Source organism: Metallosphaera tengchongensis, from assembly GCF_013343295.1.
GTDB lineage: Archaea > Thermoproteota > Thermoprotei_A > Sulfolobales > Sulfolobaceae > Metallosphaera > Metallosphaera tengchongensis.
Map to the genome: position 1 here is coordinate 1,137,098 of NZ_CP049074.1, position 15,958 is coordinate 1,153,055.

The 15,958-nt window shown below is 43.3% G+C and carries 18 protein-coding genes, 1 tRNA gene and 2 pseudogenes; 9 read left to right on the forward strand and 12 right to left on the reverse strand.

Going from position 1 to position 15,958, the window contains the following annotated elements; translation table 11 throughout:
* The first annotated feature begins 124 nt into the window (after window positions 1–124).
* Complete coding sequence (locus GWK48_RS06315) at window positions 125–436, forward strand: hypothetical protein (RefSeq protein ID WP_174630634.1); 312 nt, start codon at window positions 125–127, stop codon at window positions 434–436.
* Window positions 437–466: 30 nt separating this feature from the next.
* A complete protein-coding gene (locus GWK48_RS06320; RefSeq protein WP_174630636.1) occupies window positions 467–1,339 on the forward strand; it encodes an FAD/NAD(P)-binding protein in 873 nt (290 codons plus the stop codon).
* On the opposite strand, the gene GWK48_RS06325 is transcribed toward GWK48_RS06320, so the two are convergent.
* Window positions 1,305–2,093 carry a carbohydrate kinase family protein gene (locus tag GWK48_RS06325; RefSeq protein ID WP_174630638.1) on the reverse strand — a complete coding sequence of 263 codons (789 nt, stop codon included), beginning with the start codon at window positions 2,091–2,093 and terminating at the stop codon, window positions 1,305–1,307. The two genes, GWK48_RS06320 and GWK48_RS06325, sit on opposite strands and share 35 nt — an antisense overlap.
* Entirely contained in the window at window positions 2,080–2,358 is a 279-nt protein-coding gene (locus GWK48_RS06330) for a hypothetical protein (RefSeq protein WP_174630639.1), read from the reverse strand. Before GWK48_RS06330 ends, GWK48_RS06325 begins: the two co-directional genes overlap by 14 nt.
* 264 nt (window positions 2,359–2,622) lie before the next feature.
* On the opposite strand from GWK48_RS06330, the gene hxlB reads away from it, so the two are divergent.
* The 3 genes from hxlB (at window position 2,623) to GWK48_RS06345 (ending at window position 3,808) form a co-directional block, all read left to right on the forward strand.
* Complete coding sequence (hxlB, locus tag GWK48_RS06335; protein ID WP_425487495.1) at window positions 2,623–3,249, forward strand: 6-phospho-3-hexuloisomerase; 627 nt, start codon at window positions 2,623–2,625, stop codon at window positions 3,247–3,249.
* A 76-nt stretch (window positions 3,250–3,325) separates the two neighbouring features.
* On the forward strand, window positions 3,326–3,553 hold the full coding sequence (locus tag GWK48_RS06340; protein WP_174630641.1) for a hypothetical protein: 228 nt from the start codon (window positions 3,326–3,328) through the stop codon (window positions 3,551–3,553).
* A gap of 180 nt (window positions 3,554–3,733) precedes the next feature.
* Window positions 3,734–3,808 (forward strand) — tRNA-Val (locus tag GWK48_RS06345).
* Between the two features lie 33 nt (window positions 3,809–3,841).
* On the opposite strand, the pseudogene GWK48_RS11825 reads toward GWK48_RS06345, so the two are convergent.
* The 7 genes and pseudogenes from GWK48_RS11825 to GWK48_RS06375 all read right to left on the reverse strand — a co-directional run.
* Window positions 3,842–3,913, reverse strand: a pseudogene (locus GWK48_RS11825) (putative integrase); the annotation flags it as partial.
* Between the two features lie 98 nt (window positions 3,914–4,011).
* Window positions 4,012–4,830, reverse strand: a complete 819-nt coding sequence (locus GWK48_RS06355; protein WP_174630643.1) for a class I fructose-bisphosphate aldolase — start codon at window positions 4,828–4,830, stop codon at window positions 4,012–4,014.
* 118 nt (window positions 4,831–4,948) lie between these two features.
* Entirely contained in the window at window positions 4,949–5,170 is a 222-nt protein-coding gene (locus GWK48_RS06360; protein WP_174630645.1) for a transposase, read from the reverse strand.
* A gap of 200 nt (window positions 5,171–5,370) precedes the next feature.
* Window positions 5,371–6,873, reverse strand: coding sequence for an MATE family efflux transporter (locus GWK48_RS06365; protein ID WP_174630647.1), 1,503 nt, complete (start codon window positions 6,871–6,873; stop codon window positions 5,371–5,373).
* Window positions 6,874–7,091: 218 nt separating this feature from the next.
* Window positions 7,092–7,241, reverse strand: a complete 150-nt coding sequence (locus GWK48_RS11830; RefSeq protein ID WP_425487471.1) for a hypothetical protein — start codon at window positions 7,239–7,241, stop codon at window positions 7,092–7,094.
* A gap of 351 nt (window positions 7,242–7,592) precedes the next feature.
* Window positions 7,593–7,796 carry a hypothetical protein gene (locus tag GWK48_RS11835; protein ID WP_425487472.1) on the reverse strand — a complete coding sequence of 68 codons (204 nt, stop codon included), beginning with the start codon at window positions 7,794–7,796 and terminating at the stop codon, window positions 7,593–7,595.
* Window positions 7,797–8,358: 562 nt separating this feature from the next.
* Entirely contained in the window at window positions 8,359–8,745 is a 387-nt protein-coding gene (locus GWK48_RS06375; protein WP_174630649.1) for a CBS domain-containing protein, read from the reverse strand.
* Between the two features lie 371 nt (window positions 8,746–9,116).
* Between GWK48_RS06375 and GWK48_RS11475 the strand changes: the two genes are divergently transcribed.
* The 4 genes and pseudogenes from GWK48_RS11475 to GWK48_RS06385 all read left to right on the forward strand — a co-directional run bounded on the left by GWK48_RS11475 (window position 9,117) and on the right by GWK48_RS06385 (window position 11,171).
* A complete protein-coding gene (locus tag GWK48_RS11475) occupies window positions 9,117–9,500 on the forward strand; it encodes a hypothetical protein (protein WP_246263753.1) in 384 nt (127 codons plus the stop codon).
* Window positions 9,501–9,680: 180 nt separating this feature from the next.
* Entirely contained in the window at window positions 9,681–9,950 is a 270-nt protein-coding gene (locus GWK48_RS11480; RefSeq protein ID WP_281360018.1) for a transposase, read from the forward strand.
* Window positions 9,951–10,016: 66 nt separating this feature from the next.
* Window positions 10,017–10,208: pseudogene (locus tag GWK48_RS11485) on the forward strand (RNA-guided endonuclease TnpB family protein); the annotation flags it as partial.
* Between the two features lie 204 nt (window positions 10,209–10,412).
* Window positions 10,413–11,171: a nucleotidyltransferase family protein gene (locus GWK48_RS06385; protein ID WP_174632604.1), complete on the forward strand. Its 759-nt coding sequence runs from the start codon at window positions 10,413–10,415 to the stop codon at window positions 11,169–11,171.
* Window positions 11,172–12,245: 1,074 nt separating this feature from the next.
* Here GWK48_RS06385 and agl3 read toward each other — a convergent pair.
* The 3 genes from agl3 to GWK48_RS06400 form a co-directional block, all read right to left on the reverse strand.
* Entirely contained in the window at window positions 12,246–13,400 is a 1,155-nt protein-coding gene (gene agl3 / locus GWK48_RS06390) for a UDP-sulfoquinovose synthase (RefSeq protein WP_174630651.1), read from the reverse strand.
* 93 nt (window positions 13,401–13,493) lie between these two features.
* Entirely contained in the window at window positions 13,494–14,453 is a 960-nt protein-coding gene (gene htpX, locus GWK48_RS06395) for a zinc metalloprotease HtpX (protein WP_174632607.1), read from the reverse strand.
* A 54-nt stretch (window positions 14,454–14,507) separates the two neighbouring features.
* Window positions 14,508–15,935, reverse strand: coding sequence for a gamma-glutamyltransferase family protein (locus GWK48_RS06400; protein WP_174630653.1), 1,428 nt, complete (start codon window positions 15,933–15,935; stop codon window positions 14,508–14,510).
* Window positions 15,936–15,958 lie beyond the last annotated feature (23 nt).

Sequence of the window (15,958 nt, forward strand, 5' to 3'; positions counted from 1 at the left end):
TATATAAACTTAATCCTCTCACTGAAACTGCTTACCACGGCATTTTTCTCCAGCCTTAAATTTAGGTCGGTAATATCAAATGAGGTAATTTAAATTCGCTCCATTTTCCAATGAGATAAATGACATGAGCACTATAAGGGTTATCTTTGGTTTGAACGGTGATCGAGGTATACTTCCTGTGATATATGAGGTGACTAGGTCTACTGGATTTAAGGACAAGTTTAACATCAAGGTAGACGTTGATCTACTTTATGACTCGCTTTACCCTTCTATAGAGATAGATGGAGTTAAGGTTACATTCGACTACTTGTCTGATGAGGACGCAAGGGAGCAGGTAAAGAGACTAATAAAGGGAGAGCTACCAACCCAGCGCTCACCCAAGGTCTCTTCTCCTAGAGATGACAGGATATTTTCCGACGGCGTTTTAGCATCCTAAACTTTTATCTGGGAGATGGGAAAACCAACTGTGGACGTCATAATAGGAGCTGGGATTTCAGGTTTAGTCGCTGCGACCACAAGGGAATCTGTAGTCCTTGAGGAGCAACACGAAGTAGGGGGAGTTTATTTAGTTGATGAGGTATCCAACATAAAGATTCCAGGCCTACCCCCTTTCGTAGAAAGGGAGAAGGAGATTTTAGAGATATTCCCCAGCGCAGTTATAGACGAACTGTCTCTAATAGTTGAGACGGTAGATGATATCCACTTGAAAGAAAAAGTATGCCAAAGATGCCTTAGTCTACCGTCCTGGTTAAGACCTAGAAAAGTATTAATGATACGAAACATGTCGGAACTCTTTAACTCCCTCAAGAGTAAAGTTAAGATAATTAGAGGCTACCCGGTTAAAATTTCAGGAAACGTCCTCTTTTCCAATAGGGCTCCATTAGAGTTCAAAACCTTGGTCAACACCGGTTCGAGGCAGCGGCTTGACAGGATTATTGGTATAAACGAGAACTTAGATAGTATAGGTTGTCTCATAGTAACGTTTACTGCCGACAAAGGCCTACACTCATGGGATGTGCTAGAATACGGAAAATCCTCCACTATCTTCTCTCACATTTTCAGGCTTAACCTCTCGGACGAATTAGATGTTTATTACGTTTACAGTTTCTATAATAAAAACAAGTTGCCAGACGTTGAAAGAGTGATGCAAGACCTAAAAAGAGCAGGGGTAGTTGTTAGGCAGAATATATACTCCATGAGGGCAAAATACATTCAAGAATGTATCTTGATGGGTGAGAAGAGGAAAGAGAGACCCCAATATGTAAGAGACTGCGGTCGCTTAGGTCTATGGGAGAACTTAAGTCTTAGTGACGCGATAGGTTCAGCCCTTGAGTGCTAAACTTTTCTGAGAAATTCAGTGCCTCGCTAGAGGCGATCTCTGGATCCAGTCCTTCTAACCTCAGAGTGAAGTACGATGCTAAAAGGAAGTCCCCGTTTCCAACTTCATAACTGCCTTTCACAATGGGAGTCCTCTTTATGATCTTTCCACTGGCGTAGAGGGTAAAACCATTGCTACCGTCTGAGATTATTATCTCTTTATATCCTAGGTCTTTAATTTTTGTAGGATCTAAGTTACTAGCTTGAAGCTCGTCAACATTGGCATGAAACACTGAAATATCAGAATTTACCCTAAAGCTAAAAGGACGGGACAGCACTATCTCTTCCCCCTCGATGCAGTTTCGAATAAATCCTTGAATGTCGACCGCTATGGGCATTTCAGGCAAGTCGTAGTTCCCTATCTCGCCACAAACAGGGTTTATTAGCACACCTTGCCAACCTTGCAATACGGAGTGCCTAAGTGGTATTGTTCCGTGCTTGTGTCTTAGTATGAGATGTCGTTCATTGTTTTCAAAAATGATGGTGAACCTCATGGTCTTTTCGAAGGTTGATTTCTCCACTACCTTGAGATATTTAGGCAACTCAAAGACAAAATCCTTCCCTATCCCTATATAAGCACCTACTTCTCCCCCAGTAACGTCAACGCCCAGCCCTGAGTAAATGGGAGATCCCCCTGCTTTCTCAATGAGAGTTCCCCTTTCGTATATCTCGTCAATAGTCACAGCCCCTAGGACAATTACCTTAGTCCTCCTCATCTTCGTTTTCTTCCTCCTCTTCAATTTCCATCTGTTTAGGCCTCTTCTTTTCCCATAGAGCGTACTTATGGGCAAGAATGTGATCAACCAGGTCCTTTTCATTGAAAAAGTATGACCCCCTATCCGGTATCCCTCCTTTAAGACACTCTGGACTGCACTTCGCACATGCATACATCCTGGTTTGTTGGTCGTAGCACGCTATTTCCTCTCTCTGGTTCACGTTTATTTTGATAGTCTGCCACCTAGGTATCCAACGACTGCTCATTGAAACTATTAATGCACAGGGAAATTTAAGCTAATTACTACGATTAATAATCCTAAAGTATCTCCCTCCCAGTCTTGAAGGGGAAGGATCCCCTCATCAGGAAACGTATACTAATGGATCTCCACATAATTCGTGTCAGACTATAAACAAAGTTGAAGAGATTTCATTGCAAATATTATTTCCACTCTTCAAACTCTAGTTTCGCTGAGAAGATAAATAAGGTAGATTTAAAATATTCCTTCCAATAGAAAAGTGGTGGATCGGGTGGGCTCATCGTCCATTAATCTTTCTCTCACCTTTAAGACCATGTATGACATAGCCGAGTTCATAATGCGCGCAACCAGTCAGGTGAGTTCTGAACAGGCTGGGAAGATGATCGAGACTCTAGTTGACCTTTATAACAGGAAAGACGGTAAGGTCTTGGTGATGGGGGCGGGAAGGAGCGGTTTAGTGGGGAAGGCATTTGCAATGAGGCTACTCCATCTTGGCTACAATCCCTACGTTCTCGGTGAAACAATAGTTCCTGCCATAGGGGAGAAAGATGTGACCATAGCAATCTCTGGTTCCGGGAGAACTAAGTTAATAGTCACTGCAGCCGAGGCAGCTAAGGATAATAAGGCTACCTTGATAGCAATCACTAGCTATCATGACAGCCCTTTGGGTAAATTGGCAGACGTGGTAGTTGAAGTTCCGGGGAGGACTAAGTACTCGACTAACGAGGACTATTTCCAGAGGGAAATATTGGGTGTCAGGGAACCCCTAGCTCCTATGGGTACACTTTTTGAGGACACAGCCCAAGTTTTTCTTGATGGAATTGTTGCCGAATTAATGGTTAAACTGAAAAAATCTGAGGATGACTTGAGGAGAATTCACGCTAATATAGAGCTCTAGCTGCTCTCCCTGAGATTATTCCAACGACTTTATTGGGTTAGGGAAATGTAAGTTGGTAACGCATTGAGGTGATTGGGTGAAGTCTCCCTTTGGTTCCATAATTTTAGCTCTATCGGGTGTCTTCTATTTCTCCTTAGATATAGACAAGGCTAGGGAAGCTTTTGGAAGAGCGACGAAAATTTATCCAGATTTTAAGATTTATTTGTTAGACTTATCAAAGGAGGAGGATAAAATAATAGCTGTCGATATAGACCCTGACTTAGCGGATCTGACTGAGGGTTATGTGATAGCCATTGAAGCATAAGGGTATCCCATTTCGGGGGTAGGAAATTTTAAGTTTCTTAGCAGGTCAATTTTATAATTACTTCGTGTTACGCCGAAGCTTCAGTCTCTAGAGGCTGCTTTTATAACGTATAGGACGGAGGCTGATCTAATTGAACTGTGAAGCAGAAGATTTTTATGGAACCTGTAAAATTAGAAATGTGGACCCGTCGTCTAGCCTGGTTAGGACGCAGCCCTCACACGGCTGAGGTCGAGGGTTCAAATCCCTCCGGGTCCATGTAGGGGACACCACCACACCTCCACTTCCGTTTTTCAATTTCACGTAAGTCTCGACTACGTCAATTAAAGGGTAGATGCAAACCTTCTTTACATTGTCTTCCAAACTCTCTAGGTAATGTACGTAAGAGCTCTCTTCTCTTTAATCCCATGACGATATAATCATTATTTTTATAACTAATATTTATAACATGGCAAAATAAATCATTTTTGCTTAATGATATTTAAGGCGTTTTCGGGGTCCATCCTATCGTGGACAATTTTGGAAACAGCCTGAGCAACCAGGGTTGGGTTTTGTGATTGCCACAAATTCCTTCCAACTGTTATACCCGATGCACCAGCGTCTATTGCATCCCTCAACATCTTGAGGAATTCTAAATCATTAGACGTCTTTGGACCTCCCCTTATTAAGATCGGTGCAAAACTCGCCTCTACAACAGAAGCAAATCCAACCTTATCCCCCGTATAATCCACTTTCAATATATCAGGACCTATCTCAGACGCAAGTCTGGACACGTATTTCACCACGCTAGCCTCCTTCATGGAGTCTGTGATCTCCTTTCTTACGAAGAGGGGCTCAATAATGAAAGGTATTCCATAATCGTTGGCCTCATTTCTTGCCTTAGCCAGTTGTTCCAAGTTATAACCTTCAACTCTATCATCACCGTAGCCAACAACGAGGTAAGTAACCACCGCGTCTGCGCCTGCCCTTATAGCTTCCCTCACTCCGTAGACCAAGGAGTAGTAGCCTTGATCGTACTTCCTCGCATCTCTCCAGACATTTGCCGTATCTAACCTGGCTATAAGCATAGGGCTACTCCTTGAGTAGAAGTTTTCCTCAACGACCTTCAACATAGCAGGAGTCATTTGAAGGGCATCAGGATAATTCCCTATACTTTTCACTACACCCATAGCGTTCTCTATTCCCTTAAGAGGGCCCATTACTAAACCATGGTCCAAAGCGACCACGAAGGCTTTCCCCCTGCTGAATAGTCTCTTTAACCTTATTTCTAACCCGCTCATGGTCTCTTGTTCCATTCTATTCCTAAAAAATTAAGGTCTCTCCTATAATCTCCTATAATCTAGGTTGATAGAGTTAGTGCAAAGAAGTGTAGTAAGCCCATGAAGTACTCCTTATCGTCTACGTGAGAGGGACAAGAGACAGAAATGCAGCCTTTAGTCTGTCCAATTCGGCTATCTTCTTCTGAAAATAGAAGTAGTCCGCCTTTACGGAGAAGCCACGGTAGGACAGAGCGGTACATATGTCCAGAGTAACAGTTGCTAACATGTTGATGCCCAAGCCTATGGACACTACCCTCTCGTCTTTAGGCTGAGATAGAGAAAGTCCGAGAAACAGAAGCAAGGAAGAAATGTTAAGAGGAAGGATATTTAAGAAGCTCTGTCGCAGACTCCTTAACTATTACGGGACTTTAGCCTCTCACCTTGCCTAGACGTTCTTCTGACGGAGTACCTCCGTAAAGGGGAGTAACAGCCAAGACCTCGGTAGAACCCACACCCTTTAGGGCGGGGAGGAGGTCATTCTCTAAAAAGTATTTTCACATTTTAAACTAAACTTCTAAACAAACTCTTAAATACTTTTCGTGCTATCTCACGCGCGTAATTATTGACCCCTAGGTTAATAACTAAGAAGATTGCCCCACCTATGAAGGCCCTATAAATCATTAATAGTATGTCCTGGACGAATCCCGAGCCGTGGGAAGGAAGGACAGGGACGAAGATAAACAGAAGTCCAATAATGATTGCCGTAGTAACGGGACTAAGAATTTCCCTTAGAGGAGTAATGAACTCATATAAATCTCTCGAACTCTTGTAAGTGGAGAAAAGGATAGCTATAGAATTTATCAAGAGGCCAAAACTTATTAAAACTGAATAGATTATTGGGTTCCCTTTCCCAGAGAGATTAAGGATAACCATTAGAGCAATTGCAACCCCAGCTCCCATCAAGGAGAGTACCGAGTTTCTCTTTACTAACTCAGCTAGTTTCCCTCTTAACTCCTCCTTTGACTCTGCAGCTAAGGTCTGATCCTTCATATAGACACTAGTATAGAAGATTTGGAAAAAACCTCTTAAGAGATTTGAAATTGATAAAATGATCAGAGAAACGTATGCTGCAGTATATTCTGGTCTTAAAACGTATAGTAACGGAACTCCATCAACTAGCGCTAGGAGTAGGAATATCGATCCAGATAGGGAGAACAGCTTTAAAGAGGTCTCGATTAAGGAGGGATCCTTGCTTTCGCTCAGTTTAGATATTAACCCGCTTGTGGAACTTGAAGCCCAAACCACCAAGTTAGAGACTATTTGGGCAGATTCGAAATACGAAACTGGTACTGTATTCCTCACTAAAGGTACAGCTACCCACATTAGAGTAGCTTCAAGTACATTCTGTACATATGGAATAATGAAGACCACAGACTTCTTAAAGGCTGAGATGGCTACCCTTATGTCGTTCCTGAGGTTAGCTTTAACAAAGAATAGATTTATTGTTATTTGAGCGAGGTAACCGGCAACGTAAGCTACTATCACACCCTCAATTGAAAGCTTTAGTACTAGAATTAAGTATACACCCACTATCAATCTGGATAATTGAAAGGTTAGGGCAGCTATGGCGTTTACCCTGGGCCCCTTACCTAGAGAGATCGCGTTGGTCGACTTCATCAGGTAAATGATAAATATCATGAGTACTCCCAGATCAAAGTAAAAGGGATTATTGAAGTGTGAGACTGACACGAAATAGGGTACTAGAATTAGATAAGTGATAGAGCTCAGAATTCCGCTGAACAGGTTAAACATTATGATTCCTCCTACGGGTTTCCCTTCAGCGGTATATCTAGACGTTATATTAGATAGGAGATCTCCAGGTATGGTGAAATATCCCGTCACTAAAACGAAAATGGACTGCCATGCACCAAAGGTTTCAATTGAAATTGCAGATAGATACCTTGCAACTATAATCGAAAAGAGAAATGAAATTGGTGAGCCTAACAGCCTAAGAGCTAAGTTAAAGATTCCAACCCTCACTAGGCCTGGCTTCGCCTTGCTCAAATGTACAGCACCCAAGCTCTGGCTCTTTCATATAGTCGTAAATTAAAACTTATTCGCAAGTAAGGACTATCTTTTGGTAGGGTGGAATCGTGCAGTGGGCATTGTATGTTAAACCACAAACACGCATGCCTCTATCTAGAGGCCAAAGATCCAAAAGTCTGGAGTAATTAAGATGGGATTGCTGGCTTCCTCCATGCCATAAATGGCAAGGGTTCCCCTCACCGGTCCGGATTTACATCTCTCATGTGGGGGGCAGTCAAGAGGCTCAGAGAACACCTCCCATAAAGGTTCATAATTGCGATTACATCATGGTCGTTCTCATAACCACAATCAACACAATGATAATATCTATGGGCAACCTCTTCCATTTCTTTCCCACACTTTAGGCAATGGATATAGGAGTGATGGGGTCAACGTAGACTACCTTAAGCCCGTGTTTCTTTGCTTGCTACTCAATGCAGTATTGTATCCTACGATACTGCATGAGATAAAGTCTGTCCCTAAACTCAAAGGTAGCTTTTTTACTCTCTTGATGAGGTTGTTGAGGTCTTCAAGGAAGATGGCAGAGACGTTAAACGACTTAGCTACTTTGACTACCCTCTTCCCAACTTTTTTGCTAAATCTTCCAGGATGTCCCTAGCCTTCTGGTAGTACGACCTTATCCTGTTAAGGGTTCTGTCGTTCTCTTTCCACTTCTTTTCATGCTTCTTCTGTAGTCTCTAGGCTAAGCTCTTGTAGTGGTGGACGTCTTCTAATCTGGTTGGTATCCTAACGTACTTTTCGTGGTCTTTTCCAACTACGAGTTCAGCCATGTTTATGTCGACTGCAACTCCATCCTTAACTCCTGGTCCTTTCCAGTCTTTGAGGATTGGAATCTTTAGGTACGCGTTGCCGTCCCTTAGCAACAAACTAGCCTCTCTCATTTCTCAACCCTTGTAGGAAAAACAGATTCCTTGAGTATCCTAATATTGATAGTTCGCCAACTCCTGCTATCCTTACGCTCATTTTATCGAAGTCAGTTGAAAACGATAGGGTTGGGGTTTTAAGCATACAGACACGTTGCGTAAACTTGGATACCTACCGCGTTTAAGGTTGTTTAAACGACCCTTGTATACTGCCATAGCATCCCTATAGCAGTCTTGGGCGACTTTAGGGGATAGATTAAACATTTGCCTTAGCGTTTCGTAAGTTACCCTTATGAGTGTCTTTTAACTACATGTTGGTCTGTTCTCTCTTAACCAGTCGAGGACTAAACGTAGACCTTTTCCATACCTTTCAGTTAGGGACAGCAGAGAGGTGGTGGGGAAACCCTACATTGGAACTGTAGCTCTGATTTTGTTCCCACTCTTTTTAGCCCATCTGCCCATACGTATAGAAATGGAGGAAAGAGGTTTTATATCCTCTGTCATCCCCGCCCTAAAGGGCAGGGCTTTCCTCAACTTTGTAAACTATAGGCTTAGGTTTAGTTTATCCTTTCGGGATAGTTCATGGTTCAAACATGTCGTCCAGGGCCTTTGCGACATCTCTTATGGAAATTATACCCGTGAGTTTGCCGTCGTTATTGGTAACCGGTAAATGCCTTATGTTGTAGGTTCTCATTAGGCTTAAAGCCCCTGTTATGGGAGAGTCCTCCCTCACTGTTATCAGTGAAGCCGTCATTACGTTTTCAACCAAGGTGTTGAGATCCTTTCCGCTACCAATGGCTCTTACAACATCCCTTTCAGTGATTATTCCTATAGGTTTCCCTTTTTCGGTTATAATTACGGAACCTACATTCTTTTCGGTCATGATTTTTGTAATTTCCTTAAGGGAAGCCCCCTTCTCTACAGAAATGACCTCACTTTTCATGTAGTCCCTGACTACCTCTTCCATGAGATAAAGGGTAGGGGCGGAAATATAAAATTAAGCTTTGATAAACTGATTTTAACGGTAGCAAAAATAACATTAGTTTCAGACCAAAGAGAAGGATAATTGATGGTAAAGAGAAGACAAACCTTGGTCTCCAAGGCCGTGGATCAGAAATATCCAAATGGATTATAAACGGAAAAGAAAACCTCGCCTTTTAAGGCGGGTATGAACGTTTAAGCTTCTTTTCCCCACCTTTCCCTATGTAGTTCCCCTCCGGTCAACTCCAATACCGTGAGGAGGGGGAGCCGATCTTTCCTGCTATACCGGAGGGTAGCGTCCGTACAACTGTAGTAAGGCTTTTCCCTAGTTGGGCGCAACAAAGGAAAAAAAGAAAGTTGGCAGATGAAACTGTGAGGCTATACAACGAGGTAAACTACGAGAGGATGCAACAGTTCTTCCAACAGAAGAGAGTAGACTTCAAGGGCACTTGGGATAAATTCTACGAGAAGCATAAGGGGATATTAGGTCCTGCTAATGCACAAGCTGTAGTGCAGAAGAACAACGAGGTTCGATCATCCTTTTTCTCCTCTCTGAAGGATAAGGTCAGCCTACCTTCCTTCGTCAAGCATGCCTCTCCACCAGGTTATTGGAAAGACAAGGGAAAGAGGAGGGTAATCCTCGTAGTTAGGCAAGACAGCTACGAGGATGATGAAGAGAAACATGTGCTAATTCTTAAGGACTGGAAGATGGAAATACCCTTTGCAGGGAGGTTGAGGTAGTCTGGCACACAAGGCAGGCTAGAGATACACATAATTGGCGCAAGTCCTATGCTTACATCCTAGTTGACTAGGCAGAGTTACAACAAAGGAGTCCTGTAAGCCCATGAAGGACTCCATGACCATTCACTGTGAGAGGGACAAAATACAGCTAGCTACACCTAAAGGCTAGGGGTAGCCTCAATTGACCTGGGCATCAACATGCTAGCAATAGTCACCGTAGACGACGGAAACGTCTTGTTCCACTATGCCTCTCTCGTTAAGAGCGACTACTTCCACTTGCAAAAGAAGATAGCAGGACTAGACAGGCTAAAGGCTGAGGCAGAGGGAGTCCAAGAAACAGAAGCTAGGGAAGAAGTTCTGAATGAAAGGGTCTCTAAGAAGCTCCACCGCAGGCTTCTTCACTATTACAGGTCTTTAGCTTCCCACCTTGCTAAGACGTTATGGCAATGAGGCGTTTCAACCGTTTGCTTTGGCTACCCTCACTCCATCTCCCAAGACAAGGGTAACAAGTTTACCGTGAACATCTGGTCTTACCGACTAATTGAGGCAATCACGTTCAAGCTCTACGAGTATGGTATAGAGACATACTTAACAATTAAGTACAACACTTCACGTCTCTGTGCTTTCCATAAAGTCGTCGTTGTGAGAAAGTCTAGGGGAGTCGTCAGCTGTCCTTTAGCTCATAGACTGCACAGCGACGTTAACGGTGCTCTCAACATAATGAAGCTGAGGGTAAAGAGAGTTGTAAATATGTTGAAAAGACCACTTTCCTTTATAGTCTCATCTAGCGGTGTAACTCCCGTAGATGGGAGTAACGCCTTAGACCTCGGTAGGACCCCCGCACTAAAGGGCGTGGAGGAGGTCAGTTCCCATAACTTATTTACTTCACTCAAACCATACTTACCTCAAATGATGGTAAAAAAGGGCGTCATAACCGCTGCCGGCAAGGGGAGTAGAATGAAGTACATCACCTCAGTTCTTCCCAAGGCACTACTGCCCCTTTTCAGAAAGGAGGATGGTAAGTTTGTCATGAGACCAATTATAGATCTCATTCTAGAGTCCCTATCTGGTGTTGGGGCTGATAAGTATTGTGTGGTAGTTGGCAACCAGGGTAAATTGCTGGTAGATTATCTTTCCGAAAGAGGAGTTACCTTTGTGACTCAGCACTATCCAAAAGGATTCGGTGACGCAGTTCTTCGTGCAGAAGATTTCGTTGGTTCAGACCCGTTTTTTGTCCATGCAGATGACGGAGTTCTAACTGGCGGTTACAAGGAGGCAGCTGAAGTTTTTGATCAGTACGCTCCAGACGGTGTGTTGCTCATTAGAGAGGTTAACAATCCCCAACGGTATGGAGTTGTGGAGGTTAAAGAACTGGGTGAGATAAATAATCATAAGTTACTTAAGGTAGAGAGGGCTGAGGAAAAGCCTAAGGTCCCGAGATCTAACCTCGGTATTTCTGCAGTTTACATTTTCTCCCACAAGATAATGGGGGCATTGAAAGAAATTAGCATAACTGAGGGGGAACTGGAGCTAACCTATGGGATACAAAGGCTAATCGAGCAGGGTGGAGAGGTTTATGCGGTTCTATTGAAGAACGAGAGATGGCTGAATGTAGGAGATCCTGATAGTTATTTTAAAGCTCTGGAGTTTACATATGGTAAAATAAGTTAGCTGATAAAGAATGACAAACCTCGCCATGGCTGTGTGAGGTTCTTAACTTCTTTTTCCCCACTTCTCCCTGTGACACTCCCTCCTGGTTAACTTCTAGAACATGGGGAGCGGGAGCCGGACCTCTCTCGCAATACCAGAAGAGAGCGTTCGTACTGTAACTGTCAGATTGTTCCATAATGGAGCACAGCAGAGGAAATTGAGGAAGTTAGCAGACGCTTCAGCGAGGCTATAAAACGAGGTCAACTATGAGAGGAGGCAACAGTTCTTCCAACGGAAGAGAGTAGACCTCAAGGTCACTTGGGACAAGTACTACGAGAAGTACAAGGAGGTACTTGGGGTCAACGCTCAGACTGTTTTACAGAAGAGCAATGAAGCCTGTCCTTTTTCTCTTTTCTAAGGGGTAAAGACAGGCTACCGCAGTTCGTCAAGCATGTCTCACCACCGGGATGTTGGAAAGAGGGAAGAGGAAACCCTAGCATTAGGCTAGACTGCTACGAAGTAGATGAGGAAAGACACGTCCTCATCCTCAAGGACTGGAAGATGGAAATATCCTTCGCAGGGAGGTTGAGGTAGTCTGCACAAGGTAAGCTAGAGGTACACATAGACGACAAGTTCTATCCGCATATACCGGTGACGTAGGTAGAGTTGCTGCAAAGAAGTCCGGTAAGCCCATGAAGGACTCCTTAATCATTAACGGTAAGAGGGGTAAGATACAGATAGTCTCGCCTAAAGGCGAGAAGGCAAAACAAGTTGAAAAGACCTGTCTCCCTCCTCGTCTCTTCAAACGGAGTAACTCCCGTGAAGGGAGTAACGCCTTAGACCTCAGTGGAACCCTCCTTTAGGGCGTGGAGGAGGTCAAATATTTTAATAACCCCATATTGTGTCGTTTCTAATCCCTTGAATTTCACGGAATTGTGCGAGAAGACTATCCCCTTCGTTGTCACAAAAACCAAACTACATAATAAAATAACGGCAAACATAGTCCGTAGGAGCGTGGAGGCAGTAATACGTAAGAGACTATAAAACTTACATTCTGTTGTAATAAACTGGAGACTAAAAATAAATTAGACTAAGTTACTTCCAAATAGTTTTGGGCATAATCGTATGCTTAAATCTCTCTAGCCTCTCCTTATACGGTAGCAAATCCTTGATCATGACCTTAGTCTCATCCCTTATGTTTCTTTTAGGTTTGAACCCCAACGATGGAAGGACTTTGATTTCTGGGTTGTAGTAGTGGTCCTCCGACTCAAACCTGGGGTTTTTTACGTGGTTAATATCCACTTTCAACCCGAGGCCCTCTGCAGCATCCTTTACAATTTCCGCCAATTGCCTAACGTTATAGATCTCAGCAAACTGATTAACGACCCTGTATTCTCCCTGCTTAGGTGGGTTTTCGATTAAGAGTCTCAGTGCCTCTACGCTATCCTCAAGGGATATGAATCCTCTCGTCTGTTTTCCCTTTCCGTAAGGAGTTAGAGGTAAACCTAAGACAGCCTCTACGCAATACCTGTTTATGACAGTACCCCAAGTTTCGTCAAAGTCAAATCTAGTTCTCAATTCCTCATCATTGATCTCTTCAGTTTTGGTTCCATAGACAGGACCTTGCATTATGTCAGTGACTGTTAAGCCTGAAAGTCTTCCCTTAAAGAGGATCAGGTAAGTGTCAAAGATTTTGGACCAGTGATAGTATGATCCACCCCATTTCGGTGTGGGAATAACGTCCTCTTTCCCTCCAATCAAAGCCTTAACGAAAGGTGATTCAGGGATATCGAAGTTTGGGGTTCCATACTCTCCCATGGTTCCCATTTTCAGGAGGTGTATTGTTGGATCTATCTCTGATATTGCGTAGAGTAGACTCAGAGTAGACTTCAGGTTATTTTCAAGGGTGTACCATGCATGTTCATAATCCTTCATTGAATACGGTGCTGATCTTTGTTCAGCGAAATGGACTATAACGTCAGGTTTGAATCTCCTTATTGAATCCTCTATTAGTTTTTTGTCCTTTGCGTCACCTACCACGAACTCGATATCCCCTCCCAACTTTCTCTTCACTGCCTCCACTCTATCCTTTGGAGATGGAAGAGGAAAAGCGGAATCTGACCCAACCTCAGTAGAGAACCGTCTTGTGGATAGATTATCTATCCCCATGACCTCATGTCCTTTAGCTACCAAACGTAAAGCTAATGCCCATCCTAGATATCCGTCAATACCTAATATCAGAGCTTTCATTAATGTGTGATTTCCACATAGGTTAAAAATTTATTAGGAGGAAAATTGGGCGCTTGATAGGTATTTATTCAAAACTAGATTTCAAAACTAGATTTATGAATACTTTAGCTTCTCTAACATCTGAATTCTCTTAGCTGGGTGAGGGTGATCGCTAAAGAAATCCGCATACCAAGGAACCTTTTCGCTTTTCCAGTAGTTTATCAATTCATCTACGTTTCCATAAACATCCTCGCCCGACACTGAAGTGAAGAAAAGCATCCTCATCACGTTATTCTTGTTCCTATATTTTTCTACAGCCCTAGGGTCAACTGTCAACGTTATTTTAGCTAAGGCTCTTTCCAGGTTTTCAGCCCCACCTGGTATCGTGGTAGCTGAGTTGAGGTCAGCGTAGGCTTCCCTCATTCTATTTATTGCCAAAATGAAAAACTGAAAAACGAAGCTTAGGACTAGAAGTCCTATTCCTATAGCCCAAGCGTAGAGGGAGCCATTTCTTTGGTTTCCCCCGCCTCCCAGAAATCCAGTCCACATAAGGCTGTACCCAATCCAATACATTAGAGTTGGGATGAGACCTATAGCCAACAGTAACTCTACGTCCTTGTGTCTAAGATGACCTAGTTCGTGACCTAGAACTGCTTTTATTTCGTCCTTATTAAGGGATCTCAGGAGAGGTAGGGTTATGGCTACCCTCTTCCCTGCTATGGGACTACCGTAAGCGAAAGCGTTAGGGAAAGGAACGTCTGCTATGTAAACCTTGGGAGTACCTAATCTATTGTAAAGCGCTACCTCATCCACCAGATCTACTAACCATCCATAGGTAGGGTCATCTCTACTTACCTCCTTTGCCCTGTACATGGCGTTTATTATGTATGGACCAATGAGCCATTGTATAACGTTAAGAAATGCTACTACTATCAGGGCTCCCACAATGATAGCAGGGGTAAAGGAGCCGTAGATGTAGCCAAGAACTCCATAAACTAGGGCGAAACCGGCTACTAGAACCGCTAGGCTTAACAGGACCATTCCAAGCTTCAACTTAATTGATACCACGTTCATTATTATCAAATAGTTATGTCAACCGTAGAGGATAAAAATTTTCTCAAAATATTTTCAAACAGGAAGAGCCATACCCTCACTTCTAGGATCGGCAACGGCTATATGTCTCCCTTTATGTGTCTTTAAGGCTTGTACTATGCCTACCTGAGGGGAATAAGGTTCCAACTTGGTCGATGGTACGCCCAGTCTACTTTCAGCTATAACCTTGTTTCCCGTAAACATGAACCTAGGAGCGTTTACAGCCTCATCCAACTCCATGGTATAATCCACGTAGTACTCAAAAACTTCCGAGTGTATTTGCGGTCTCAGATCCCCTCCTGCACATCCTATTATTAACTCCTCTCCCTTCCCCTCCGCATAGAGAACAGACAGAGTATGCAAAGGTCTTTTCCTGCCTTCAGGTTTATTTATGCCCTCAGTGAAGTTGTCTCCCCTATTGTTGAAAACGATTTCCCTTGCAACTATCCCAGACCCGAACGGCTGAAATAGGCTCTGGATCATGCCCACTTGGTTCTCCTCGTCAGCAACAACAAAAAAGGTGGTGTCACCATCTCCCCTGACCTTAGGCTCTATTCCACCCTCCAACATCCTCCTTTGTAGATATGATTTATCTAACAAGAATTTAGGTACTTCGTGAAATCTGGGGTCGGCTATATACGTGTCTCTATCTTCGTAAGCCAAAGAGGCTATCCTAACATGTTCGTTAACTCTCCTCACATCGTTATAGGGTAACTTGTTTATTTCAGTCATCTCAACCATTTTAAGGATCTGCAGGGTTGTAAGACCTTGAGTGTTCGGCGGAAACTCATAGACTTGGTAGTCCCTGTACGTTGATTTAACCAAGTTAACACTTTCTCCCTTAAATTCGCTGAAGTCCTCGACTTCAACAGGGACACCCCTCGTTTTCAACTCAGCCACTATTTCTTCCGCTAAATCCCCTTCATAGAACGACCTAGGATCCTTGGAGACCTTCTTTAATACTTCACCCAGCTTTTTCAATTTTATTATATCCCCGAACCTCTTATTTCCGTAGATTTCCAACCAGTCTTGACTTAATCTTGGTGAGTCCACGATGGCGTGATGAAGACCCCTTCCTACGTAAAACCCATTTACGGCTAACTTAATGGCTGGTTCAAGCAATTTGGAGAGGTCCATGGTAGTATACTCTTGCATCATTCTCCACAGTTCTACTAGCCCAGGGATCACCACAGAGTTAGGTCCTCTCGGTTCTATTTTATCAATCCTCAAATTCTTTGGTGCCCAACCAGTAGAATTGAAAGCAACCAAGCCCTCAGGAGTCCTCGCTAAAAGTAATCCGTCCCCTCCTAATCCGCTCGTATATGGTAAAACCACGGACAGGGTAGCACTAATGGCAACGGAGGCGTCAAAAGCGTTCCCTCCCATCTCAAGGACTTTAGCGCCTATGTACGAAGCCAGATAGTTCTGAGAGGCTACAACTTTCTTACCAACAGTTGTAGGCATACTATGTTTATATTGATGTAGAA